General features: G+C 57.2%; 32 protein-coding genes. 28 read left to right on the top strand and 4 right to left on the bottom strand.

The genetic code is table 11. The features are described from left to right. Positions 1–165: 165 nt before the first annotated feature. The 19 genes from VJ369_RS09815 (at position 166) to VJ369_RS09725 (ending at position 16,507) form a co-directional block, all read left to right on the top strand. Entirely contained in the window at positions 166–768 is a 603-nt protein-coding gene (locus VJ369_RS09815; RefSeq protein ID WP_324091889.1) for a P27 family phage terminase small subunit, read from the top strand. A 43-nt stretch (positions 769–811) separates the two neighbouring features. After that, a complete protein-coding gene (locus tag VJ369_RS09810; RefSeq protein ID WP_324091888.1) occupies positions 812–2,548 on the top strand; it encodes a terminase large subunit in 1,737 nt (578 codons plus the stop codon). Next, entirely contained in the window at positions 2,548–3,963 is a 1,416-nt protein-coding gene (locus VJ369_RS09805; RefSeq protein ID WP_324091887.1) for a phage portal protein, read from the top strand. Before VJ369_RS09810 ends, VJ369_RS09805 begins: the two co-directional genes overlap by 1 nt. Next, on the top strand, positions 3,964–5,082 hold the full coding sequence (locus VJ369_RS09800; protein ID WP_324091886.1) for a hypothetical protein: 1,119 nt from the start codon (positions 3,964–3,966) through the stop codon (positions 5,080–5,082). Positions 5,083–5,093: 11 nt separating this feature from the next. Then, positions 5,094–5,834: a hypothetical protein gene (locus VJ369_RS09795; RefSeq protein ID WP_324091885.1), complete on the top strand. Its 741-nt coding sequence runs from the start codon at positions 5,094–5,096 to the stop codon at positions 5,832–5,834. Between the two features lie 17 nt (positions 5,835–5,851). Next, the gene (locus tag VJ369_RS09790) at positions 5,852–6,682 is read left to right on the top strand and encodes a P22 phage major capsid protein family protein (protein WP_324091884.1); all 831 of its coding nucleotides are present in this window, start codon (positions 5,852–5,854) and stop codon (positions 6,680–6,682) included. Further along, entirely contained in the window at positions 6,682–7,128 is a 447-nt protein-coding gene (locus VJ369_RS09785; protein ID WP_324091883.1) for a hypothetical protein, read from the top strand. The genes VJ369_RS09790 and VJ369_RS09785 overlap by 1 nt, the downstream gene beginning before the upstream one ends. Before the next feature lie 12 nt (positions 7,129–7,140). After that, a complete protein-coding gene (locus tag VJ369_RS09780) occupies positions 7,141–7,740 on the top strand; it encodes a hypothetical protein (protein WP_324091882.1) in 600 nt (199 codons plus the stop codon). A 2-nt stretch (positions 7,741–7,742) separates the two neighbouring features. Further along, entirely contained in the window at positions 7,743–8,135 is a 393-nt protein-coding gene (locus VJ369_RS09775; protein WP_324092098.1) for a DUF6093 family protein, read from the top strand. After that, a complete protein-coding gene (locus tag VJ369_RS09770; RefSeq protein WP_324091881.1) occupies positions 8,132–8,527 on the top strand; it encodes a hypothetical protein in 396 nt (131 codons plus the stop codon). Before VJ369_RS09775 ends, VJ369_RS09770 begins: the two co-directional genes overlap by 4 nt. Next, positions 8,524–8,949: a hypothetical protein gene (locus VJ369_RS09765; RefSeq protein ID WP_324091880.1), complete on the top strand. Its 426-nt coding sequence runs from the start codon at positions 8,524–8,526 to the stop codon at positions 8,947–8,949. The genes VJ369_RS09770 and VJ369_RS09765 overlap by 4 nt, the downstream gene beginning before the upstream one ends. Before the next feature lie 17 nt (positions 8,950–8,966). After that, complete coding sequence (locus VJ369_RS09760; RefSeq protein ID WP_324091879.1) at positions 8,967–9,149, top strand: hypothetical protein; 183 nt, start codon at positions 8,967–8,969, stop codon at positions 9,147–9,149. Then, complete coding sequence (locus tag VJ369_RS09755; protein WP_324091878.1) at positions 9,146–9,658, top strand: hypothetical protein; 513 nt, start codon at positions 9,146–9,148, stop codon at positions 9,656–9,658. Before VJ369_RS09760 ends, VJ369_RS09755 begins: the two co-directional genes overlap by 4 nt. A 107-nt stretch (positions 9,659–9,765) precedes the next feature. Then, complete coding sequence (locus VJ369_RS09750; RefSeq protein ID WP_324091877.1) at positions 9,766–10,350, top strand: hypothetical protein; 585 nt, start codon at positions 9,766–9,768, stop codon at positions 10,348–10,350. A gap of 41 nt (positions 10,351–10,391) precedes the next feature. Beyond that, on the top strand, positions 10,392–10,682 hold the full coding sequence (locus VJ369_RS09745) for a hypothetical protein (protein WP_324091876.1): 291 nt from the start codon (positions 10,392–10,394) through the stop codon (positions 10,680–10,682). 18 nt (positions 10,683–10,700) lie between these two features. After that, positions 10,701–13,778, top strand: a complete 3,078-nt coding sequence (locus tag VJ369_RS09740) for a phage tail tape measure protein (protein WP_324091875.1) — start codon at positions 10,701–10,703, stop codon at positions 13,776–13,778. Positions 13,779–13,787: 9 nt separating this feature from the next. Beyond that, on the top strand, positions 13,788–14,537 hold the full coding sequence (locus tag VJ369_RS09735) for a hypothetical protein (RefSeq protein ID WP_324091874.1): 750 nt from the start codon (positions 13,788–13,790) through the stop codon (positions 14,535–14,537). Between the two features lie 9 nt (positions 14,538–14,546). Then, on the top strand, positions 14,547–15,608 hold the full coding sequence (locus VJ369_RS09730) for a hypothetical protein (RefSeq protein WP_324091873.1): 1,062 nt from the start codon (positions 14,547–14,549) through the stop codon (positions 15,606–15,608). A gap of 8 nt (positions 15,609–15,616) precedes the next feature. Beyond that, positions 15,617–16,507, top strand: a complete 891-nt coding sequence (locus VJ369_RS09725; protein WP_324091872.1) for a hypothetical protein — start codon at positions 15,617–15,619, stop codon at positions 16,505–16,507. Here VJ369_RS09725 and VJ369_RS09720 read toward each other — a convergent pair. Beyond that, a complete protein-coding gene (locus VJ369_RS09720; protein WP_324091871.1) occupies positions 16,504–16,905 on the bottom strand; it encodes a hypothetical protein in 402 nt (133 codons plus the stop codon). The two genes, VJ369_RS09725 and VJ369_RS09720, sit on opposite strands and share 4 nt — an antisense overlap. 30 nt (positions 16,906–16,935) lie before the next feature. Between VJ369_RS09720 and VJ369_RS09715 the strand changes: the two genes are divergently transcribed. The 4 genes from VJ369_RS09715 to VJ369_RS09700 are packed head-to-tail and all read left to right on the top strand — an operon-like array spanning position 16,936 to position 20,206. Next, the gene (locus tag VJ369_RS09715; protein ID WP_324091870.1) at positions 16,936–17,145 is read left to right on the top strand and encodes a hypothetical protein; all 210 of its coding nucleotides are present in this window, start codon (positions 16,936–16,938) and stop codon (positions 17,143–17,145) included. Positions 17,146–17,176: 31 nt separating this feature from the next. After that, entirely contained in the window at positions 17,177–17,680 is a 504-nt protein-coding gene (locus VJ369_RS09710) for a hypothetical protein (RefSeq protein WP_324091869.1), read from the top strand. A gap of 3 nt (positions 17,681–17,683) precedes the next feature. Further along, positions 17,684–20,014, top strand: coding sequence for a GDSL-type esterase/lipase family protein (locus tag VJ369_RS09705; protein WP_324091868.1), 2,331 nt, complete (start codon positions 17,684–17,686; stop codon positions 20,012–20,014). A 9-nt stretch (positions 20,015–20,023) separates the two neighbouring features. Beyond that, entirely contained in the window at positions 20,024–20,206 is a 183-nt protein-coding gene (locus VJ369_RS09700; protein WP_324091867.1) for a hypothetical protein, read from the top strand. 73 nt (positions 20,207–20,279) lie between these two features. Here VJ369_RS09700 and VJ369_RS09695 read toward each other — a convergent pair whose 3' ends face one another. Further along, positions 20,280–20,501, bottom strand: coding sequence for a hypothetical protein (locus VJ369_RS09695; protein WP_324091866.1), 222 nt, complete (start codon positions 20,499–20,501; stop codon positions 20,280–20,282). Between the two features lie 213 nt (positions 20,502–20,714). Here VJ369_RS09695 and VJ369_RS09690 point away from each other — a divergent pair, with 213 nt between their 5' ends. The 4 genes from VJ369_RS09690 to VJ369_RS09675 all read left to right on the top strand — a co-directional run bounded on the left by VJ369_RS09690 (position 20,715) and on the right by VJ369_RS09675 (position 22,546). Further along, positions 20,715–21,143 (top strand): hypothetical protein, encoded by a 429-nt coding sequence (locus tag VJ369_RS09690; RefSeq protein ID WP_324091865.1) that lies wholly within the window; start codon positions 20,715–20,717, stop codon positions 21,141–21,143. A 74-nt stretch (positions 21,144–21,217) separates the two neighbouring features. After that, on the top strand, positions 21,218–21,352 hold the full coding sequence (locus tag VJ369_RS09685) for a hypothetical protein (RefSeq protein ID WP_324091864.1): 135 nt from the start codon (positions 21,218–21,220) through the stop codon (positions 21,350–21,352). 2 nt (positions 21,353–21,354) lie between these two features. Next, positions 21,355–22,293, top strand: a complete 939-nt coding sequence (locus tag VJ369_RS09680; RefSeq protein ID WP_324091863.1) for a hypothetical protein — start codon at positions 21,355–21,357, stop codon at positions 22,291–22,293. 10 nt (positions 22,294–22,303) lie between these two features. Further along, positions 22,304–22,546: a hypothetical protein gene (locus tag VJ369_RS09675; protein WP_324091862.1), complete on the top strand. Its 243-nt coding sequence runs from the start codon at positions 22,304–22,306 to the stop codon at positions 22,544–22,546. A gap of 47 nt (positions 22,547–22,593) precedes the next feature. Here VJ369_RS09675 and VJ369_RS09670 read toward each other — a convergent pair whose 3' ends face one another. After that, the gene (locus tag VJ369_RS09670) at positions 22,594–22,779 is read right to left on the bottom strand and encodes a hypothetical protein (protein WP_324091861.1); all 186 of its coding nucleotides are present in this window, start codon (positions 22,777–22,779) and stop codon (positions 22,594–22,596) included. Positions 22,780–22,848: 69 nt separating this feature from the next. On the opposite strand from VJ369_RS09670, the gene VJ369_RS09665 reads away from it, so the two are divergent. Further along, positions 22,849–23,838 (top strand): hypothetical protein, encoded by a 990-nt coding sequence (locus VJ369_RS09665; RefSeq protein WP_324091860.1) that lies wholly within the window; start codon positions 22,849–22,851, stop codon positions 23,836–23,838. Between the two features lie 286 nt (positions 23,839–24,124). Here VJ369_RS09665 and VJ369_RS09660 read toward each other — a convergent pair whose 3' ends face one another. Then, positions 24,125–24,358, bottom strand: coding sequence for a hypothetical protein (locus tag VJ369_RS09660; RefSeq protein ID WP_324091859.1), 234 nt, complete (start codon positions 24,356–24,358; stop codon positions 24,125–24,127). Positions 24,359–24,692: the final 334 nt, after the last annotated feature.

Below are 24,692 nucleotides of genomic sequence, written 5' to 3'. Positions count from 1 at the left end.
TGGAATACACCGCAGTGACACACCCCGTAACCCTTGACATGTCGGGCATCGATGCCCCTCAAAGGGGGTGGGGGTGACCCCCTTCCTGCCTTTGCAGATAGCCGCCGGGCAGACGAACTCGTAGTCCCGCAGGTTAGAGCTTTTTGATCAGGGGGTGTCTCGAAAATGCCTGGTCCAATGCCGAAACCGGCGCTTTCAGTGGTGCGCGAGGGCAACCCGGGGCACCGTCCAGAGCAAGAATCGGTGGTGTTGCCGCCGGCGGAGTTCGAAGAGCCGGACTGGTCTCGTGAACTGCCCGAGGCGCAGGCTCCGAAGAAGCCCAAGGAGCCTGAGCGTGAAGATGATGAGTCCATCGAGCACTTCCAACAGCGCATCTACCGATATGAGAAGCAGATGGTCTCGTATCAACTCAAGCGCCAGGCGATCAACGGCACCAGGTTCGTAAAGCGTCGGGCAAAGGAAGAGTGGGACCGCGTAGTTCCAGTGCTTGGAAAGAGCGTGGGACTCGGCGCCGTGGACTTCTCCCTGGTCGTGGACATGTGCATCTGCGTCGCTCGTCTGGAGTGGACGGAGCATGAGCTGTCTCGCGAGGGACTTATCACGATGGGCCAGCGGGGACCGGGTAAGAACCCGCACACCACGATTGCCGGCCAGTACCGGACGCAGCTCAAGACCTACGTCCGTGAGCTTGGCTTGTCTCCTGCCGCACGTACCGGACTCCCCGGCCGTGAGGACACGTCTGACGAGGATGATCCATTCGATAATTAGTCGCTTGGGAGGGTGATCTCGCCTCTGATTGTGGGGGTGGCAGATGATCGACGTTGATTTTGACCGTTTGCCGGTTCCATATGATGCGCTGATCGAGCTGGGCGTCACGCATGAGCAGATCATCGAGGCGCTCAAGCGTGAACCGCTCACAGTCGCTAACCAAGCTGACCAGATGCCGGGCGCATGGTTTGACGTAGGACGGGCGCGCAAGGCGCTTCGGGCACTCGGCTCCTTCCGGCACACGAAAGGCCGCTGGGCAGGCGTGCGCATGCGTTTGGGCGAAGGGCTGGACTCATGGCAGGTTGTCTGGGTGCTCGCCCCGGTGTTCGGATGGGTTTACCACGATGAAGAGATTGACCGCGTTGTCCGAGTAATCCGCTCGGTGTGGGTGGAGATTCCGCGTAAGAACGGAAAATCGACCTTCGCCGCGGGGTTCTCCGGCATCCTGCTCCTAGCCGATGGCGAGGCAGGCGCCGAGGTTTACAACGCTGCCGGCTCCAAAGACCAGGCACGTCGAGTGTTCGATGATTCCAAGGCCATGCTCTTGTCCTCACCGGCCGCGCGTAAGCGTATTGAGCCGTTGACCGACGTGGTGCGTGTGCCGAAGACTCTGGGCATCCTGCGGGTTCTGTCCCGAGTCGCTGAAACAGCCCACGGGCTCAACGTGTCCGGCGCTTCCATTGACGAGATCCACACCCTGCGCAACCAGGGCAAGCTGATCGAAGCGATCGAAACCGGCACAGGCGCCCGAGACCAACCGCTGATCCTGTTCATCACCACCGCCGACGAAGCCGAAGACGGCACCCCGTACGACGAGAAACACACCTACACTCACAACATCGCCAACGGAATCATTCATGATCCGCGCTTCTACGGCGTGATCTGGGCGGCCGATGAAAAAGACGACCCTTACGCGGAAAAGACTTGGTACAAAGCCAACCCCGGCCTAGGCAAGTCACCAACCCTCGCGTACATGCGAGACCAAGCCACCAAGGCCCAAGGCTCACCCGCAGCGCTGAAAACGTTCCTGCAGCTCGGATTGAATCTGCGCTCGCCGGGTTCGGCTCGGTGGGTGGACTTGAATAAGTGGGATCCGTTGGCTGGCGCGAAGCGTACACCGTTGCGTGGACGGCGTGCATGGGGCGGTTTGGACTTGTCTGCGACCAGTGACTTCACTGCGTGGACGGTGTGGGCTCAGTCGAATCGACCGGGCCTGCAACTGGATCTGTTCACGAGGTTCTGGGTGCCTGAAGAGCGCATAGAGGACTTGGAAAAGCAGTTGCTGATTCCGCTACGCGATTGGGTTGATCGTGGCTACGTGACGGCCTCAGAGGGCGATGTGATCGATTACAGCGCGGTGAAGTCAGCCGTGATTGGCGATTGCAAGCATTTCGATATGCAGCGCGTTTCCTATGACCGGATGTTTGCTGGCCAACTTGTCCAGGAACTCGACCGAGACCTGAACGGCATCGACGTGGTGCCGGTGGCTCAGACCTTCTACGGGCTGTCTCCTGCGTCCAAGGAAATGGAACGCATGTGGAAAGCCAAGGAGATGCGCCATGACGGCAACCCGGTGATGCGGTGGATGGCTTCCCGCGTGGAAGTGAAGACCGATGACGCTGACAATATTCGTCCGGTGAAACCTAACCGGCGTACGTCAACGGCTCGTATTGATGGGTTTCAGGCGGCGGTGACGGGCTTGGACGGCATTGTTCGTACGTCGCTAGAAGAGAAGACCAAGACGGTAGCAACCGGCACGAGTACCCGAAGGAGGGCCTGATGGATTTGTCCCTCGAAGACGTGCAGAAGCGCGTTGAACTGTTAGCGCGGGAGCTGGACTCACGAGCTGCGGGTATCGAAACCCATGTGGACCGGTACCAGGGCAAGGCAGCGACCTTGCGTTGGGCTTCGAAAAAGTTTGACGAGTACTTCCGCACTCAGTTCGCTGGGTTTGGTGATAACTGGTGCATGCCGGTTGTTGATGCTGCTGCAGAGCGTATGACCATCCTTGGTATTCGTTCTTATGACGAGACTGCCGGAGTGGACAAGGTGCTGCAACGTGACTGGCTCGGTAGCAACTCGGATTCAGGTAGTGCCGAGGCGTTCGTGATGTTCATGGCTGCCGGCCGTTCATTCTCACTGGTGCACCCTGCATCGAGTCCGGACGCGGCACCGATGGTCACCTGGGAGCACCCGCAGTCAGCGATCGTTGATACTGACCCGATTACCGGTATTGACCGTGCTGGTCTGGTCATGTGGCAAGATGACCAGTTCGATTTCGCAACGTACTACACGGCGGACTCCGTAGTGAAGTTCAAGCGTTCCAACGGCCGGCAACGCTTCGAGTCCGAGGAACGCATGTCACCAACCGGTGGCTGGGTGCTTCGCGACGAAGAGAACCCGATCGAGCGCCACAGCCTGGGCGAGGTACCGCTCACCGAGATCCGGAACAAGACGCTGCTCAGTGATGATCCTATGTCGGACATCGCCGGAGTCGCTGCCCTGCAAGACGCAGTGAACCTTATCTGGGCGTACCTCATGAACGCTCTCGACCAAGCGACTATGCCAGCCCGGGTAGCCGTGAACGCGGACGTTCCAAAGGTGCCAATCCTCGACAACGACGGACAGGTAGTTGGTTACCAGGACGTTGAATTAGACGAGCTGATCAAAGAGAAGATCATCTTCCTTCCCGGGCAAGACGCACGGATCGAAGAGTGGACCGCTTCAAACCTCGAAGTGTTCTCCAAGGTCATCTCTCAGATCGTGGAGCATATCGCGGCACAGACTCGCACACCACCGCATTACCTGGTGGCGAAGATGATCAACACCGCGGCCGAGTCGCTGAACATCGCCGAGGCCGGCCTGGTTTCCAAGGTCAAGGAACGCATCCTCTACTCCACTAAGGGTATGAAGAAAACTTTCCGGCTAATGGCGGCCGCTCGCGGATCCAGCCAAGAACGTATCCAATCGCTTCGCGCCGGCACACTGATCTGGGACAACATCCAGTACCGTTCCGAAGCTCAGATGGCCGATGTGGCGGTGAAGCTGAAAGCCTCCGGGTTCCCTCAGCAGTACATCACCGAGAAGCTGGTCACCGATCCTGTCGAAGTGGCCAGAGTAATGGCCATGGTCAAGAAAGAACGCCAAATGGACCCGTTCATAGCAGCCGAAGAACGGATGCGTCAGGGGGTCTAAGTGGCTCAGACGATCATCGAGGCAGCGGCAGCCCACTACGCGTACGGCAAGCAGGTTCAAACCAGAGCACTGCGAGACATTACACGTATGTGGGTAACCGTCGATCGAAACAACATCATCGATTCGTGGACAGCAAAAGCCGGGGCCGCAGCGATGCTCGTGGCTCAAGCCCAGCAAGCTACCGCGGAAGACTCCATCGAGTACTCCGCGGCAGTGATGGAAGCCGAAGAAATCGACCCACCCCAGCACCAGATACTGGCTGCGGGATTCGCCGGGATCGCCTACCCGCTCGGAGACAGGCAACGCCAACCGATCGGGCTTAGAGAATCGATAGCTTCACCGGCTTACAAAGCCCTGCGAGCAATCAAAACCGGATACACCACCGACCGGGCCATGGGCATCGGACTAGACAACCTGCTCCTACGCTCACAAATGCAAATCTCAGACGCAGCACGGCAGGCCGAGGGCGTGGCCATGACGGCCGCGCCAGTACGCATGCACTACGTCCGCATGCTCAACCCACCTTCCTGCAGCCGGTGCGCAATCCTCGCAGGAAAAACCTACCGAGCCCAAGAAGCCTTCCGCAGACACCCCGGATGCGACTGCCGGCACATACCCATGACCGAGGCGCTCGCCGGTGACATGACCACAGATCCTTATCAGTACTTCAATTCGTTGAGTGCGCAGGATCAGGATAAGTACTTCAAACCTTCGGACGCTCAGGCGATCCGTGACGGCGCGGATATCTTCCAGGTCGTCAATGCTCGCTCGGGAACCTATACGTCCGAGGGCGGGGCGCTGGCGACCTATTACGGCACCACGAAGCGTGGCTACTGGGGTGGCACGGAATCGCTGGCCAACAAAGTTTCGGGTGATCGGTACCGGCGTGCTGTCAGGGTGCGTCTGATGCCTGAGGAAATTTACAAACGTGCCAAAGGCAACCGTGAGCAAGCGCTCCGGATGCTGGAGGACTACGGATACGTCACCGGTCTGGGCCAAGATCCAGACGGTGTTGTCCGTGGGCCCGGCGTCGGCTACCTCGGTGGCCGTAAGCCGAGCTACTCACTCGATCCCGCAACGGGGTCGTGGAACGCCGCTTCGCGCAATGCGAACGACTGAAAGGAAACACCATGGCCATCAAGACCATCCACGGAATCGATTTGACCGCTCCCGGCGGCATCGAGGCTTTGTTTGCCTTCCACTACAACATCTTCGGTGATGCGGTAATGATGGCGGCGAACTCGGAAGACGAAGAAGACGAGGACGAAGACGAAGACGAGTCGGATGATTCTGACTCGGATGTCGGCTCCGACGATTCTGACTCGGATGAGGACGAAGACGACAAAGATCCCGATGGTGCTGATGCCCTCGGCGATAAAGGCAAGAATGCTCTTCGCATCATGAAGGACAAGCTCAAGGCGTCGAAGAAGGCTGAGCGCGAGGCTAAGGCTGAGCTGCAGCGTTCTAAGTCGTCTGTCGGCAAGTCCGAGGAAGATCAGGAAGCCGAGCGTAAGCGTGAAGAGCGCGATGCGGCAGTTCTACAGAAAGCCAACGAGCGAGTACTTCGCTCGGATATCAAGGCCGCGGCGGCAGGCAAGCTGCAGAACCCGGCCTTGGCGATACGTCTTTTGGACCTCTCAGATTTTGAGCCGGACGAAGACGGAGTTTACGACGAGGACGAGATTGCTCAGGCGATTGATGACCTTATCGAAACAGATCCATACCTCGCCGCGCAAAGCGGTAAGAGTACCCAGTTTGATTCGGCTCGCGGCAAGCGCAAGACGACGAAGAAATACACCAAGAAAGACCTTGAATCGATGAGCCCGGCAGACATTGCCAAGGCTTATGACGACGGCAAGGTCGCACTCTAACCCGAAAGGAACTTGCAATGGCTATCACCAATGCAATCCCTGAGATCTGGTCAGCAAAGATCCTGACCCAGTTCCAGGAACGCGCAATCTTCGCCGGACTTGCTAATCGCGAGTACGAAGGCGAAGCGAAGACCGGTAGCGTCGTGCACATTACCGGCATCAGCCCAATCGTCATCAAGGACTACAAAGCTGCTGGTCGTTTGACCAGCCCTGATGAAGTCACCGATACCGGCATTGATCTGCCGATCGACAATGAAAAGTCGTTTGACTTCTTCGTTGATGACATCGACATGGCACAGGCCAAGCCGCAGTTGATGAACGCCTACACCAAGTCGGCTGCTGATGGTCTGGTGACCGATGCAGATAAGACTCTGGCTGCACTGTTGATCGCTCAGGGCACCCCGGTTACTCCGCTCGCTCCGGCGACTGATGGCGTTTCGGCTTGGAACGTGATCCGCGATCTGAAGAAGGCAATGGCGAAGGCCCTGGTCCCAGCTTCGGAACGCGTGATTGTGTTCAATGCCGAGTTCGCGGCCCTGCTTGACGAGAACGATTCGAAGCTGATGAAGGCTAATGAATCGGCTTCGACTGCTGGTCTGCGAGACGCGTCGTACGGAAAGCTTCTTTCCTTCGATTCGTACAGCTCGGAGAACCTGCCGGTTGTGGACCTTCCGCAGATTGTGGGCTTCCACAAGTCCGCGCTGGCCTACGCATCGACGATCAACAAGACCGAGGCTATGCGTTCACAGAACAAGTTCGCTGACCGCCTGCGTGGTCTGCACGTGTACGGCGCGAAGAACTTGCGTCCGGACGCTGTGTACCACTGGACCGGGGCGGTGACTCCATAGTGAGCCCGTACATCGGTAAATCCAAGGTGCAGCTGACTAATCTCGGCGAGCACGTTGCGTCTTCACTGCTGGCCAACGGAACGCTGGTTGAATACCCTGATGACGCATCTGCAGAGCAGATCGAAGCGATCTGGGAACGCAAGTTTGGCGAGCAGGCCAAGGAAGCCGAGCCCAAGGCAGTAGTCGCTAAGTCTGCCGATCCGTTGGAGAAGCCTCGCGGCAACGCTTCGCGTGATGACTGGGTTGCCTACGCGGTGTCTCAGGGCACTTCGGAGGACGACTTGGCCGGTTTGAAGCAGGGCGAGATTCGAGCTCTCTTCGAACAGGATTCAGATGAAGCTGCGGAGAACGCCAAGGCTGATGCTGAAGCCGAGGCGGAGGCCAATGCCGCCGCGGAAGCAGCCGAAGCCGAGAAGCAGAACCTGTCCGGTTCCGACGACAAGTAGGAGGTGAACTCGTTGGGTCTCATTACAATTGCTGATCTGCAAACCTATCCACTCCCCGCGGAGGTGGACTGGGACGCGCCGATCGTGGCAGTACTGATCGAATCGGCTTCGGCTGAGGTGATCGACGCAGCGGGTTCACCCATCGTTTCCAAGCGCAGCACGGTCGAGCTTCCTGCCGGCCGTGCTCGCATCCTGCGGTTGCCCGGTCTGCCGGTGACAGAGATCCACGCGGTCTCCGTTGACGGTGTGCCAGTGACCGGGTGGAAACGCATCAACGCGGGACTGTACCGGGCCACTGGATGGTCCGAGGCAGGGCTAGAGATTGTGACCGTGGAATACACGCATGGTCTACCTGTCCTGCCTGCGGATCTGAAAGACCTGGTCTGTCGGATGGTCATCGGGGGTCTGCTGTCCGCACTGGACGGTGAAGGTGACGGGTTCACATTGGACAACGGGCGCCTATCCTCGGTAAAGATCGACGACTACGCGGAAGCGTATGCCACCGGCGACACCGTCGATGCAATCACAGAAATGTCCCTCCCTCAGCGCGCACGAGACCGGATCGCAAAGCGCTTCGGGAACTACGGTGCGAAGGTGGTGGGCAGCCTGTGAGCATGCAGCGCCGGGCAGTCTCCGCAACGCGTCGTGGCCGGGAACGAGCCAAGATGCTGATGATCGCCACGTGCACGATCAAACGTCCCACCGGTAGCGGATTCGACCCGGCACTCGGGCACGAAGTCGCGACCTTCGACACGATTTACACCGGCCGATGCGGATACGACGTGGACGCCACCCAGCCCACCGAACTACTCGTAGCGGCCGCGAACTACACGATCACCAACGCACTGGCGAAACTTCCCATAGGCACCGGCGCAATGCCAGGCGACCTATTGGAGATCACCAGCGCACAGCTCGAACTACCCCGCATAGGTACCAAGGCCGAACTCGTAGAGCTCGCCGAAGGCACCCACCGCACAGCCGAACGATGGAGGGCGGTGTCAATGTGAGCTTGGACGACTCGCAATTACGCCAATTCAGCCAGGACCTCGGACTTGTGCCTGGACGGCTCATCCCCGAAGTCAAAGCAGTACTCAAAAAAGGTGCAGTCAACATCAAAGACGCCATGCAGAAAGACTTGCGGGCGTCTTCCTCGTTTAAGCACGCTGCGAGATCGGTGGACTTCGAAGAACTCGGCTCAGCCGCATTCGGACAATCCCACTACGCAGTAGAGATCGGACCCAACAAATCCCGGCACCCCGCTGCCGGACTCGCAGGATTCGCCTACTTCGGCGGCGCGCAAGGCGGCGGCGGAACAGTCCGCGACCCAGCCGAAGCGCTCGCCGATGAAGCACCAGCAGTCGAAGAGTACATGGCGAAGATCTGGGAGGGCCTGCTATGAGCCTCGAAGTATTCGAAGCAGTCAAAGCACTACTCCCACCGACCACTCGCGTGCACCTCTTCGAAGCCAAACTATCCAGCCCACCAGCGCTCGCCGATTTCCCTTATGTCGTGTTGCATGGCGGTTTTGGTACGGCGGTTTCTGGTGAGCGTGATAACCGGTCTTCGGATGATGTGCCGGATCAGGTGGCGTATTTGATCCGGTGCACGGTCGTGGCTACGACCGAAGATGGTTTGAATCATCTGGTGGGTGTGGCTAGGGCTGCGTTGAATCGTCAGCGTCCGGTGGTGCCTGGGTGGAGTTTTTCGAAGCTTCGTCAGGTCGAGGTGTTGACGGCTGAGCCGGATAACCGTATTTCGATTGACACTCTGAACCCCCTGTATGCCGTGGACGAATACCCGTTCATGGCTTATCGGGCCTAAAGGAAAGGACACAAACGATGGGTAAGCCAGGTTTTGTGGAAGCTCGCCCTAAAGGGGGCGGGGATGTCCGGCTGGTGCCGGTGCATTATTTGACCAATGAGGCGTTCGGCTTTGTCGAAGTCGCTTCAATCCGAAATACCGGGAAGAAGGCTGTTCGCCGGCCTGATTCCGGTGATGCAGGACAGGAGGACAGCAAGTGAAGACTTCTGCAGACGGCAAGAAGAAGTGGGCGCTCTCGCTGACTAAGCCGGCCGGTGTGATTCCGACGGCGACCGAGCTGAACGCGATGATCGATCCTTCCTGCGTGATCCTCGATTCGGACGTGACCTGGTCACCGGCCGCGTCCGATCGGTTCAATGAGAAAACCTCTTGCCAGAAGGGCAACGCTCAGGCGCTCGGTGCGTCCAACTTTGAAACGGCATTGACGCTCATCCGTGAGTGGCTGGCTTCTGGCACCGGTGCAGATGTGGCCGGTTTGGATGCGGCGTATCAGGCGGTCATGGTCAAGGACACCACGGTGTGGGTGTACCTGCGTGAGACCGATAAGGACTCTACTGAGCCGTGGGAGGCCGGGGATGAGATCTTCCTCGGTGGCGAAGTAAAGACCGATTCACCGACCCGTCCGGGTAACGACGGAAACATCAAGCGTCGCGTGGAGTTCCTGGCTCAGAACATGATCAGTGAAGTCCTCGTGCCGGCAGGCGTCTAACCCCATGTAGATGCCGTCCCCCTAATGGTCCGGTCACGCGCGAGGGCTCCCGCGTGGCCGGACTTTTCTAACCCCTTTTTCGGAGCCCGATCAGATTGGAGCCCACCATGACCGAGCAGAATCCAGAAACTTTTGACCTAGACGCGTGGCTGCAGGATGCACGTCTGCCCGAGGATTCGGAGACCGTGTACAAGCGTGGCGACCTCGTAGCGCAGATCAATCACCTGGCGCGCCAGATCCGCGTGGAAACCGACGCGCAGTCCAGTGAGATGACCAGCTGGGGCAACCCTGCGCTGAGCAAGCTCATCAAGGACCGCGAGAAGCTGATGGATGCTTTCGCCGCGTCGGAGATGACGTTCTATCTGCGGGCAATCCCGCGCGAGAAGATCACCGAAATCGCATCGCAATACTTGACCAATGAGGCGGACTCCCGCGAGGAGCGACTCACGAAGCAGGTGCACTTGAATCGTGCGTTGCTCGTCGAGTCGATCGTTTCGGTGGAGTCCCCGCGGTTGGAGAAGCGCGATATCAAGATGACCGTCCCGCTGGTGGCCACGTTGGAAGCAAAGATTGGTGTGGCTCAGCTGACCAAGCTGTTGCAGAAACGGCAGCAGGTGCAGAACGAGCTACCGGCTCCGGACGCAGATTTTTTGCCCAGTGCCTCTGGTGGCAGCCAAGACTCCACCCAGTAGTACAGGTTCTTCGCACAGCCCGAACCGCCCAGAAACCGCCGATGCACTGGTTCGCCAGGGCTCGCGGTGACTGGACGGACAAGGACTACCTGCTGACGCTCGCCCTCACCATCTACGAGGACGGCTTGTGCTCTTGCGGTCACCCAGTAGTCATTGCTCACCATAAGGACAATGACGGCTGGTACACGGCGCACAAGAAGGTCTGTAACTCGTGTGCTGCTCGTGAGCGCTCCACTAAGGGCATCGGCAAGGAAGCATACACCCCGGCTCTGGGGGAGCGCGTATCGACCACGTACGACCGGCCGGCAGATAAGCCGCTCCGGAACCTCTGACGACTCTAAGGAGGCACCGTGAGCGAACGCAGAATAGCCCTCATTCTTGAGGCTAAGGTCCAGAACTTCCTGAACGGTTGGAAGAACGCGACCCGCGCTAACGAGGAATTCGAGCAGTCCACGAAGAACGCGGACAAAGCCACTAAGGAGGCTTCGAAGTCCGCCGAGGAGCGCGCTCAGAAGATCAAGGTCGTTGCTGAGGCGGACCAGCGTGCTGCGAAGGCCGCTGGTCTGCTGTATTCCGCTAATGGTCAGCTGGTGAACTCCAACGGGAAAGTGGTTTCTTCCGCTCAGGCGGCAGCCCATGGAGTGGATGCGTTCTCCGAAGCGGTGTACCTGGCTAACCAGGAAGCTCAGGAATCGGCAGCCAAGACCGCCGCAGCAGTTGAGAAGCAGAAGCAGGCGTACCAGACGCTAGCCCCTGCTGTGACTATTGCAGGTGGTGCGCTCACCCTTGCTTTCGGCAAGATGATCACCACTTACGCGGACTTCGACAAGTCCATGTCTGAGGTGCAGGCAGCAACCCATGAGACCACTGGAAACATGAACCTACTGCGTGAGGCAGCAGTGGGAGCCGGTGCTGACACCGCGTTCAGTGCTTCCGAAGCCGCCGGCGGCATCAAGGAACTGGCTAAAGCTGGCGTTGATACCCAGGCGATCTTGAACGGTGGACTATCCGGAGCGCTCAACCTAGCCGCCACAGACAACATCGAGGTGGCCAAGGCCGCAGAGATCGCCGCCTCGGCCATGACGCAGTTCAAGCTCTCCGGCGAAGCAGTACCGCACATCGCGGATCTGCTCGCTGCAGGTGCCGGTAAGGCCCAGGGCGGTGTCGAAGACCTCGGCATGGCTCTAAACCAGTCAGGTCTCGTTGCCAAATCAGTAGGCCTCACCATTGAAGAAGCTACCGGCACGCTGACGGCGTTCGCCGCGGCCGGCCTGACCGGTTCCGACTCAGGCACGAGCTTCAAGACCATGCTTCAATCCCTCAACCCGAACTCCAAGCAAGCAGCCGAGCTGATGGACGAGCTGAACATCAGCGCATACGACGCAAACGGCAGCTTCATCGGAATGTCCGAATACGCCGGAGTACTCCAAGGCGCACTCAAGAATATGTCCGACGAGCAACGTAACGCCGCGCTCAAAACCATGTTCGGATCAGACGCAGTCCGTGCCGCCAACGTCCTCTACGAAGAAGGCGCCGCAGGGATCCAGAAATGGGAAGACGCAGTCAACGATGCAGGCTACGCCGCAGAGACCGCAGCGCTCATGCAGAACAACCTGGCTGGCGACGTGGAGAAGCTCGGCGGAGCCTTCGATACCGTGTTCCTGCAATCAGGTGGCACCGCCAACGACGCCCTGCGTGAACTAGTCCAGTCCGCAGAAAGCTTCGTAGACATGGTCGGCAAGATCCCTGCGCCAGTCCTGAACATTGGTGCAATCGTCGGCGGTCTTGCTGGTGGCGCAGCACTCCTCGGTGGCGGACTCATCACCGCTCTGCCACGCATCCGGGAAACCCGCGACGCACTACGCGACCTCGCACCGGAAGGCTCCCGAGCCGACCGATCACTACGCAAAGTCTCCGGAGGGATGAAAGACCTCGCCAAGGGTGGAGCCGTAGCCGGCACGATCCTCGGAGTCGGTGTCGCACTAGGCAAGATCGCCGAAATGAACTACACCGGCAACATCATCGAAGGTACCGGCCACATAGCCGTCGCACTCCAAGACATCATCAACAAGGGACCACAAGCAGCAGGCGCCCTCGATGCAGCATTCAGCGGCAAAGACGGAGGCGAACTAACCACATCTATCGGCAGCATGGACGATGCAATCCAGCAACTATTCGCCGACGACCCCGGAACCAAATTCGACAACTGGGGACAATCCGTCGTCAACTCCCTCACCGGAATCAAAGGCTCCAAGCAAATCGCCGAAGAAGCCTTCGGAGGAATCGACACGGAACTAGCAAACCTGCTCAGCTCCGGCAACGCAGACGGCGCCGCACAAGCCTTCTCCGAAATACAGCAGAAACTCAAAGATTCCGGAGTCTCCGCAGAAGAAGCCGCCTATCTGTTCCCCGCCTACTCCGACGCACTCAGCCGAGTCGAAGCAGAATCATCAGGCGCAGCCGAAGGAACCGGCGCAGTCGAAGAAGCCCTCGACGACGTAGCAGTAGCCGCAGACGGCGCAGTCAAGGACATGGAAGCATTCCTCGACATCCTCTTCCAAGCAGGCGTCATCACCCGCGACGAACGAGCAGCCCTCCGCGAATACGAATCAACAATCGACGACATCACCGACTCAATCAAAACCAACGGAACATCACTCGACGAAACCACCGCCAAAGGCCGCGCCAACCAAGCAGCCTACGACGCACTCGCAGCCAGCGGAGAAGCCTACGTCCGCGCGCTCGCCGATGGTGGCGCCAGTGAGGCTGAGTTGCAGTCCGCGATGACTTCGACGTATGACGCGTTGATCGTCGCTGCTGGCCAGTTTGGGATTACCGGTGATGCCGCGGACAAGATGGCTCGTGAGGTCATGGGCATTCCGGAGGACGTGAAGGTCGAGACGTGGATGTCGGATGAGGCGCGGAAGGAAGCGGAGAAGACCAAGGCCGCTGCAGATGCGCTCGATGGAACGACGGCTCACGTGTGGATTACTACTCATGAGAAGTCGATCTATTCGGAGTCTCATGTTTCGAACGGTCGTGGTGGCAATGGTGGCCAGACGAAGGCTACCGGCGGTGCGATCTACGGCCCTGGTACGGGTACGAGTGACGATGTGCCGATCATGGCGTCCAACGGTGAGCACATGCTCACAGCACGCGACGTTGAGCTGATGGGTGGCCAGCAATCGGTCTATCGCTTCCGGTCTCAGCTTCATTCATCGCCTGTCCGTGGTTATGCCAACGGTGGTGCGATCGGCACGCCTAGTGCGCAGGTAATGATGATGGCTCAGACCAGTTCTGGTCCTGCTGCCGGGGCACGTCCGATAGAGATCAACGCTCCGGTTCATGGGGCGACGGATGCGTCACGCGTGGCCCGCGAAGTGGTGGACGAGATCAAGTTCTGGCTCAGTTCTGAACTTCGAGGATAGGAAGGCCAGATGGAAGGGCTAATCAAGCTTGGCACTCAGATACTCAACGGGTTGACGCATGCTCACGACTGGAAGACATTCACCCTCGATGGGTGGTGGGATACGCCTGAGATGAAAGACAACCGGGAGGACGTGCCCCACGGACACGGCGGGTATGCTCTCCCGGAGTTCTACGGCGAACGGCAAGTCACTATCAGTGGCCGGGTGATTTCGAAGTCCCACGAGCACCAGCATGAGGCGATCAATGCGCTGCGTGGAGTGATCCTTCCTGGTGAAGTGAAAACGATGCAGGTATTGGGGCATGGCCCTGATCAGTGGGCGAAGGTCATGCTTGATCGGAAGATTCGGGCCGTTCCAGAAACCGACACGTACACATCGTTTCAGATTAGTTTGCGTTCTCCTGATCCGCGGATCTTCGGTGCTAGCAGGGTTGTTCCGGCTGGTGCTGGTGTGGCCACGATGGTGGAGAACCGCGGGTCTGCTCCGGCGTGGCCGAAGATCGTCGTGCCAGGGCCCATTGAATTAGGTGGCTACACGATTACCGGCCCGAACGGTGAGAAGTACACAGTCACCGCGTCACCGGGCGGCAACGTGCACTTTGTGGATATGTGGGATGGCCTGCTGCGTGTCAGCGGGTCCATGGCCTCCGGCGCGGGTCTTGTTGGTGACGCGCAGACATTCACGATTCCTCCTGGTGGGAAGGTGCCGGTCACCTTGTCTAAGGGTGGTCGGATCGAACTGTATGACACCTATATGTAAGGAGTACTCGTGGCTTGGCGTGTGTGGAGTGTTGATACCCGGACGGGGTTGAAGCAGTCAGTGATCCCGGTAAGCGGGTTTACGTGGACTTGTGCTCTCAACGGCGGATCGGGTGGCACTGCGTCGGCGGTGCTGAATGCAGAAACGTCGAAGGGGTTGGACTGGTGGGGGCTGCTTAACGTGGTGCGCCGGACGCTGGTCATTGAGTGGGAGAAGGCGCCGGTGTATGCGGGGGTGATCTGGTCGTGGGATTACGACTACGACACGAAACGCCTCACGGTGAATCATGCGGACCTGTGGTCGCTGCTAGCGAAGCGGATGCTGTTCACTACATACACAGACCTGATGAAGAAGAAACTCACTGTCGCTTCGGCGTCCTTGTGGGACATGGTGCGCGGGGTCATCGAAGCTGGCACAGCTGGCGCGTACTCCTTGCCGATCTTCATGCAGGGAACTACGGGCGGTACCCGTTCACGCACCTGGTACGGGTACGAGCTGCCGATGGTAGCCGACGAGCTCGAAACACTCATGAACACCGAGGGCGGCCCGGATATTGCGATGGTGCCCCGCTGGTCTGAGAATGAGAGATCTTTGGAGTGGCTGATCTATGACGGCATTGAGGTTGGCGGGCTGATCCCGGTGAACCTCTCTGCAAATCAGAAGATGCTCCACGGGGTAAAAATCAAGCGTGACGCGAACGAAGTCGCCACGGTAGTCATCGGCACGGGTGAGGGTTCGGAGCAGGATCTTGATTATCAGGTGGCGTCGATTGGTGGGTCACCGTACCCGCACCTGGTCAAGGCGATGTCTTTTCCGAAGGAGAAGGACGGGAACATGTTGTACGACCGGACATGGGCAGAAACTGATGTTGCGTCAGGTCCGGTAGAGCAGTGGTCAGCGAACATGAATGCGTCGGACGCTTTCAAAGTGACGATGGTGAAACTGGGCCGCCCGTTCCGCATGTACTCGCATGGTGATCCGCTGATTGCCGATGGCCAGCATGATTTCAGGGTCGTTCAGTTCTCCGGGGATTTGTCGGAGACCGTGAAGCTCGAACTCCAAGAACTGTAGGAGGCAGCGTGGCGAAGCTGAGAAATCTTGCTCGGAGTAATTTGAAAGATATTCCGAAGAAGATTCGTGAGCAGCAGTACGCAACACCTCTGAACGGGTCGGCTATCGGCCGTAAGGGCCTACGTGTCTACGACGGCGGCTGGATCCGCATTGAAAACGGTGGTTTGCAGGTCACCGGCACCGCGATTATTTCGGGTGTGCTTGATGTTACCGGCACAACGAACTTATCCGGTGAGACGAACATTTCCGGGCCATTGGACGTTACCGGTGCGACCACCATTTCGGGAAGCTTAGACGTTACCGGGCCAACGAACCTGGACGGGTTGCTGACGATCAACGGTGACACGACGATCACCGGGCTGCTTGATGTTACCGGCGATACGACAATCACCGGACTACTCGACATCGAGGGTGACACCACGATCTCCGGAACGCTCGATATAACGGGTAACACAACTGTTGCTTCGGACTTTGAAATCATTTCAGGTGGCTTATTCAAGTCCGGTGTTACGACGATCGAACCTACTGGTAAGGCTACGTTCGGCAGCTTTGTAATTGACCCATCCTCGAACAAGCTGATTGAGGCTCCGGGTGGTTGGCTCTTCACGAATGGTCCGGGAAGCATCGGGTTGGCGGATTCTGGCAGTTCATCAGTCAGCCTGAACAGTTCAGCCGCAATCCTCGACTATAAGGCGATCTCAACTGTGGTAGCTGGAGTTTCAGGGATTTCGCTCAACGCTGCTACAACCAGTGTTTCTGGCAACTTGAATCTGACTGGTTGGTTGTCCGTTGCGAGTAGCATCGTCAATTTTCAGAACCTCAGCACTACGTCGAACGCGCCAAACCTTTACCGCGATCCATCGTCGGGACGACTTTACGCGTCGACGTGGACACCCTAGCTAGCGGATTCGAGCCTTTCACAATAAGCATCTGGAGCGATTGCATCAAGGTTCTTATTCAGATCCTGTGTCGCCGACACATCGAACGGTTCTCCTGCTTCGCAGAATTCATGAAGTGCGTCAATTACCTGGTCGGGATTCGGAGTTTCTGCGCCGTGAACTTGGGCTCGCAGCTCAGCGAAGTCAGCAAACTGGTTTTCAACGAATTCAACTTTCTCGGCTGGAACTTCATGGGCTTCGACTCCTGGTGGCAGATCAGTTGGGGTCGGCCCGCTAACTGGCTCCGGGCTGGCGGTCACAGTAGCTGTGGCTGTCGGCTCCCCGCTCGGTTCCCCGGCTGAACAACCCACGAGAGCGACAGCGGATACAGCAAGTAAGGCAATAAGTTTTGGGCGCATACCACACACATTAATCTAAGGAGCCGACAAATGGCAGTAGATGACAAGCGAAAAATCGTAGAACTGGAAGCGCAGGTTGCAGCGTATCGGACGCAGGACATAGCCAAGGGTGTTGTGATCGGAAATCTTCGTCGGTGGCTCTCAGACAGTCAGTTCCAATTGGCTGAGGCATTAGCGAACTCGCATCTGAAAGACCAGCTATTCCAAGAACTACAGAACACTGAGGGCTCCACCGAATAGGTGGGGTCCTCAACTATTTAGGGGGGCGCACATGGCGACAGCCACCATCACTGGCAGCTTGCGGACTTTCGGCGGGGCCAACTTCAACTACCTGGACCCGTTAATCATCTTCCGGCCGTCCAGTGCACATCTTGGCCCGTCGAGTATCTTCTCCGGACCCGATGTTCGGGTCACGCCAGAATCTGATTCGTCGTTCATCGCCACGCTTGAACGCACAGACACGATGCTCACCGCTGGTGCGCATTACAAAGTCATTATCGAGTGGCGCAACCCCGGCATCACCGGAAGCACAGGACCCGGAGTGGCACAGCACGACACCGGCTGGCAGATAGAAGTCCTAGCTGGTGGCGGGCCTATCGGTGACAACGCCCGACCTCCGCGTCCGAACTTCCAGATGGTCATCGTTTCACCAACCCCACCGTCGATCTTCTTCGGTGCCGGAGCTCAGTGGCTGCAAGCTGACCCCAACGACATGAATAACCCTTTGAATCCAGCGAACACCGGGATTTATCACCAGCTCCGATGGGAGGACTAAGCAATGCCATTGAAATGGGTAGAACTCGCAGTACTCAAAGGCCCGAAGGGCGATGCCGGTACTTGGTACCAGCGCACCGTTGGAACCTCAGACACCATGGACACGCTCACGAACGGGTCCTACTCAGTGAGTAGCGGAGCTATCGCTCTGGGTCTCGGATTGCCAGCGGTTCTAGGTTCACTAGAAATACTCACCTGGGGAGTGAATGCAGGAACAGCGACCTATCTGACGCGGTCGGTAACACCGGAACTTTGGACGAACTCCAAGCTGTCCAGCGGTTGGGCAGGGTGGCGCAGACTTGCGGATCTGTGGTTCACCGAAGACACACTCACAGTCTCGGACAACCTTTCCCAGCTTCCATCCGGCATACGGACGATCTGGTCAGGTAGCGTCGCCCTAGCTCTCGGCCTTCCTACATCTAGCATGTACACGATTACCACCGAACGTTGGGGTAACGGCACATCGGGTATCCAAACTGCTAAATCTCGTGGCACCACCACGGTCCAGGTGCTACGCAGGCAACTACTCTCAGGCGGATGGACTGCTTGGAAGAATATTAGCCCCTGGTTCGACACCACCGCGTTAACATCTTCTGAGCATCTTGACACGCTTACTAGCGGTATTCGTACCTGCTGGTCAGGGACGACCGCAACCGCAATTGGCTCCCCTGTTGCGGTGATGTTTGATGTTGAGACTGTCCTGTGGGGCACGGGGGCAGGGCGACAGCGTCTCATTACACGCGACTTTGACGACCCACGAGAGTACATCCGCCACTTGTTCTCAGCAGGGTGGGGCCCGTTCAAGCGTGTCGATGCGGGCGCGTCGAGTGGTGGCATCGGCGGTGGAGGGCTTGTTCCTGCATCACCGACCAGCATGAAGCGTTCCGCCATGTCCTTGACGGTTGGATACGGTGGAGCGATTACGACGGGGCAAGGTTACGCCCGAACGCTTGCCCATATCCCAGCAGGATCGGTAAGGGCTCGTGTGGTCATCAAGAATTGGAGTCCACGCTCCAACGGGCCTGATTCGCCAGCCGTAGCACTATCAAAAATCAGTATTGGTGCACGTACCGGAACTACCGGGCAGTCGGCAGCCTGGACAGAACTGGCAGCTTCGGGCACCACCGGAGAAAACGGGTTTACCTCTAATTGGGTCAACCTGTCGCCTGCAATGATCGGCAATGACTGCCTGATATCTTACGGCTGGCAGTCATCCGGCGATGTGCAAATGTGCTTGGGCTACGGGTACACCGGACCCATAGCTGCAGATGCAACAACCGGCACAGCGGTCGCCGTGAATCGCATCCCCATGTACGCGTACATTGAACTCGAAACCCTGCCTACCGTGCCTACGCTGGCTAGCTTCACCGACAGTATCGGTGTTGGTGTTAGCGCGACATATGAGCTTTATGATTCATGGCTGGATCAGTACTGCCGGCCACGCGGCATCGTTCCGATGCACTGGGGTAGCTCTGGCGAGTCCGGGATGTCTTGGGAAAGCCCGGATTCGAAAAAGTGGACGCTATACGGCACGGAAATCAACCAGGTAGATGGCGTGATCTACGGGATGGGATCGAACCAGCTGTCCCAAGCGGTGACTCCCACTTTGCAGGAGATGATTGATACAGCTACTAAGTGTGTGGAGAACTTGCGGAAGCATGTTTCGCCAAACGTTTACGGTGCAACGATCATTCCTCGAACGAACGTCACTGGTGATTTTGAGACTCGTCGCCGGGAATTCAATGCGTGGATGAAAGCAAGTCCACTGTTCACAGACGTTTTCGACATGTCCGCCGCAGTGTCTAACGATGATGAAACGCTTCGCCCAGAGTTCGATGCTGACGGTATCCACCTGAACACGGCCGGTTATGCGGCGATGGCTGCAACGATCACCAGGCTAGTCGTAACCCGTGGGATCACTGTTGTTGAAACCGCTGGCCGGGTGTTCAAGGTTTGGGACTACTTGAATCAGCGCGAGCAACTGGTCTATGGCGATACTGGCCTTAGGCAGGTGACGCTTAGTGTGGCTGGAACTGGGTTACTGCGACGTGAAGGACGCGATGTCACGCTGTATCTCCGTGATGTTGTTACGCCCACCGGGTCGGAAACGATTTACACCCTGCCCGCAGGCTTCACGCCGGACTATTCGCCGCAGCATGGATTCATCGGACGGACTGGTAGTCGTGCACTGGCGGCGTTCTCCGTCAGTGGCGCATCAGTAACGCAGAACGGCACTCAAACGACCGCCATGTACGTGCAGATCAAGTTCACGACTAACGACCCGTGGCCTACTAGCCTGCCGGGCTCAGCAGTCGGTGTAATCCCACACCAGTAAGGAGTTGTTATGGACCTGAAAACGCTGACCAGCGAAGAGCTATCGGATCATCTGAACGAGGTACTAGCGGAGCAGGAGAGACGCAAAGCGCTAGCTGAGATCCCGGCGCAAATTGAAGAACTCACCGCGAAGTATGTTGCCGGTGGCGGGAATGCAGAAGACCTGCAACCAGAGCCAGTAGTCACCGAATAACGAGGCGCTCACAGGGGGCGCATTTTTTATGCCACCTGTGAGCGCTTCATGCTGGCGTGATTGCGGCGCTGGCCTATTTTTCTGTGGTGCCGTCAGATACATCTGAATTTTCTACGGTGCTTCCTGGCGAATCAAAGACTCCAATACCGACTCCATTGGACCAACCGCGGACAACCGAATTAGTCACGTGGTTGTCACTGCCGCCGATTATTCCTATGCCTACGCCTTTGGGGAAGATCTTGGCAACGCCCACTTCAAATCCGCTGGCGTCCGGCGGTTCAATTTCGTTGGTCAACGGATTACCCTTTCGAAAAAACCGTGTCCATATCGGAACAAGTAAACAGTTATAAGTTACGAAGAGACCCACTGCTGTAGCCAAGAAAAAATACCATGGCCAATCCACGAGCGAAGCTACAGCGAGCCCGATGAGCGCGCTGATCGTTGCTTCAACAGCTGTCTTGATCCCTGTCTTCATGGATCAAATCCTATCGCTCTTACAGGAGGACTCATGCCTGAATGGCTTACCGAAGCCGTCATCATCCAGGGAATCATAACCGTGGGGGCGATCCTCGGTGCAGGCATCCCAGCCTATTTCATATTCAAATCGAAGCTTGCCGAGATCGGCAAGGATGCCAAAGAAGCTCGCGTGCAGGTGAAGAACTCGCACTCAACGAACCTGCGTGAAGAGCAAGACGAACGACACATAGCGACCATGGACCTGCTCAAAGAACTCGGCCGGGACGTGCGGGGACTTCGTGAAGAAAACTACGAAACCCGCAAGGACATTGGCATGCTTCATGCGGAGGACCGGGCAGGCCGGCGCGAGACACAGAAGTTACGCCAGGAATTCTCCGAGCATACGAAGCAGACCGAGAACTGGACTCCGATGCTGACGGATCTACACAAGCAGTACTCCACGAAACCACCCACCGAATAACCCAAACCCAATCCCAAGCCCTGAACCAACCCGGTCAGGGCTTTTCTTATGCCCGAAACCGAAAGGAACGCATCATGTCTGACCGTAACCCGATGGAAGCCATCGACCAGGACAACTACGAAGACCCGAACCCCGAGGAAGTCACCGACCCTAAACACCCGGACTACTGCGAACCCGCAGCAGGAATCAAGCCGATTGGAGAGAAGTAACCATGGCCATTCACAACGGATACGTAGGCGCGAAAACTTGCACCACTGACCCACGCTCCGGTGCGAAGGGTGCCATGGCGTGGTTCCTCGCAGCCTACAAGAATATGGGTGCTCAGAACTCCGGTATCTTCAATTGCCGTCCAGTCCGCGGTTCCACCCGCACTAACTCTTTGCATGGCGAGTGGCGCGCTGTGGACTTCGGACTCAAGTGGGCTTCGGACATTCCGAAGTACCAGGAGTTCGCCGAACAGCTCCGCCTGAACTCGAAAGAGCTCGGCATCCAGTGCATCATCTTCAACCGGAAGATCTTTTCCGGTGGGTACAAGAACAAGGGCTGGTATACCTACACCGGCGTGAACCCACACACCGACCACCTCCACGTGGAACTCACCTGGGCTGCCGCCGGTCGCAGCATAGAGGACACCGTGGCGCTGTGGGAAAAGGAGCTGCGTGGCAAGATCACTGGCAAGCCGGTACCAGTGAAGTCGCGTCCGAAGGTCGCCGACCAGTCGCCGGACAACGTTCCGGACGGTTCGACGAACTTCCCGGACAACTACGCCAACCTGAAGGTCAACGGGAACTTCCTGTCATGGGAGATCGGCGCGTTGCAGATCCTTCTCGAGAACGTCGTGGACGGGAAGAACGGACGCTGGGACGGCAAATTCGAGAAGCTGACCATCACGGACACGATGACGCTCATGCAGCGCAACGGGTACTACCTCAAGACCCCGTTCGCCGCCAAGGGCGTTGCCAAGGGTGTGCCACTCAAGAAGGACGGCAAGGCCGTCTACTGGTTCTGGGTCGAATTCCAGCGCATGCTGGCCGACGATCTGGGCCACCGCGGCAAGGTCTACTACGACACCCGCAAGTGGCTCCTTGACGGCAAGCCCGAAAAGGAAACCGGCAAGGCCATCCAACGATGGCTGAACGACAACAACTAGGAGGCCCACCATGGGTAAGTACGAAGCACAAGGTTCCGGTCTGAGCGACCCGGCAACCCGCAAGAAGCTCTACACCGTGGCCATCGTGGTGGCCGCGGTCATCGTTGCCACGTTGGTGACGCTGCGGATCATTACTCTCGATGATGTGCAGAGTTTCATCACGCTCACCGTCTCGGTTGTGGGTATCCTCGGTGGCGTGGTCGGTTTAGTCGCCGCCGCCCTGGCACGAGCCAACGTAGACCCACCGAAGTAAAACGAAAAATGCTCCCCACCTTTTGAGGTGGGGAGCATTTTTCGTATTTAAGCTGGTAGTTCCGTGTTCCAGATGATCGTGACCAGATCACGAAGGCTGATATCCGCCCAGGAGTACGTTGAGTATTCCTCGTCAGCTAGGAATGAGACCGTGTCCTCCGCGTTAAAGCGGCATCCCGTGGCGCGTTCGATCGAGTCTAGAACGTTTTCAAACGGAACATCACGTGTGGACATATTGCAAGTTTAATCCACAAGCACATAACAATCGAGGATAAAAGGGAGTTCGCACGTATTCTCTACCTCATGATCCAATTGCCTGACGACATAGTGCACAAGATCCAATGGTGCGAGGAGCTTCTAGAAGACATTAGCGAGATGATCTACGAGTTCGGTATATCCGAACCAAATGCTGTCGAGGCATTCGCGGATCCAGAATTGAACTCAGCGAGGCCAAAAGATGGGTTAACCATCTGGCAGCTCAGGACGATTTCCAGTAAAGAACCTCCTGTGAAATTGTCATTGCTCGTGGGGGACTTTATACAGAATCTGCGAAGCTCGTTGGACTATCTTGCACGCGCATTGGTGGTTACGACTGGAGGGACACCCGTCGACAAAGGGGCTGGAACGAGCTACCCGGTCATAATGAAGAACCCTAGGAAGACAATCTCAATAACCGGGTGTGACGATGAACTGGTTTCATCATTGCTCGAAGGAACTCAGCCTTATCAGATCGAAGAACCCTTGGTCCACCCGTTAGCCAGATTGAACTACTTAGCCAACGAGTATAAACATCGTGAGCTACGAATCTCAGTGGGTCTCGCAGGTTACCCCTCGTACTTCGCATTGACTGACAGGTCCTGTAAGCCTTACAAAGGTGTAGCTATTGCTAATATGCGGTTCATGGGTGATAACGATGTGTTGGACCCACTAATGTATCCATTCAGTACGGGAGTTATTCCTGAGGCAATTGGCGAGTTCAAACCGTTGTTGACGCTCGACACGACCTATACGCCAATCTTGGATGTGTGGGAAGAGCTGAACTTTTATCTAGCTGTCGTGCGCCACGAAATAATCCCGTTGTTCAGTGGCTTCTTCGAGGGTCCATGGCCAGAGGAAGTGCAGCATGCGACGCTTCCAAATCCGTTTTATCAGGATAGGGTACCGTCTGCGGAGATCTTGATTAGGGGCATAACTTCGTTTTATCGGAAAAATTTCGGAGAATTCGGCGAGTCCGAGGTAAAAATTATGCCAATGTATAAGGGTCTGAACACGGAAGAAATCCGAGGTTGGTGAATGATGGGTGGCGTGGGAGGATTCGAACTTCCGAGCCACCACGATCGTGCCAGCTAGCATCTGTCCAGTACGCGTACCGGTGCTGCAGGTTTGTCCGCTTCCTGCAAACACGCCACCCCGGGCGCATGTCCCGGTACGAACCAGTATGGCATTTTCTGACATAAATTAACACTCGATGGGATAGATCAACATAGATCACTACTAGGTGGAATGAGTGACCCGCTGGTGAGATAGAACCGCCCCATCCTCATTGCGAGGGTGGGGCGGTTTTCTGTGTTTCTAGGTATTATCGGTTTTTGAGTTCGTTTTCCAGTTCGTTGATGCGACCCTCTAGACGCATAATTGCAAGGTAGGCAGCCCCTGTAATTTCCTCTAGAGCTTGAGCAGCGTGTACACCAGATAACCTGGGTTCTTCTTTAGACTTGGAATTGAAATCCAAGAACGGTTGTTTAGTCCGCTCCACAAATTCTTTGGCAAAGGGAGTATCGCCATAAATTGGCGTGCCAGGTGAATCAGGCATGATGACCTTCCTATCGGGTAAGTGCGCCAGAGCTGGCGAAGATGTCTCCGATAGTAGTCGCAGAGGTGAGATGGAACTAGAGATAAATGAATTGAGTCGCTATAGGTAGTAGCACTCAGAGACCATTCACCTTCATGACTGGCGGTGCTTCTCGAAGCTGAAAAGTGACCACAATTGGTACCACAATTTTCCCGAATACTGTCGGAAAATCTGGTTTGCTCCAGTGCCGTAAACCGCGAGATCATGCGGATTCGGATAGCCTCGGGACTGCTCGGAAACAGATGCTAGCAACTCATAATTCCTTGGTCGTCGGTTCAAGTCCGACACGCCCTAC

Source organism: Glutamicibacter sp., assembly GCF_035257265.1.
GTDB lineage: Bacteria > Actinomycetota > Actinomycetes > Actinomycetales > Micrococcaceae > Glutamicibacter.
Note: the sequence above shows the minus strand (reverse complement) of the source record. Positions and strands in the feature narration are given on the sequence as shown.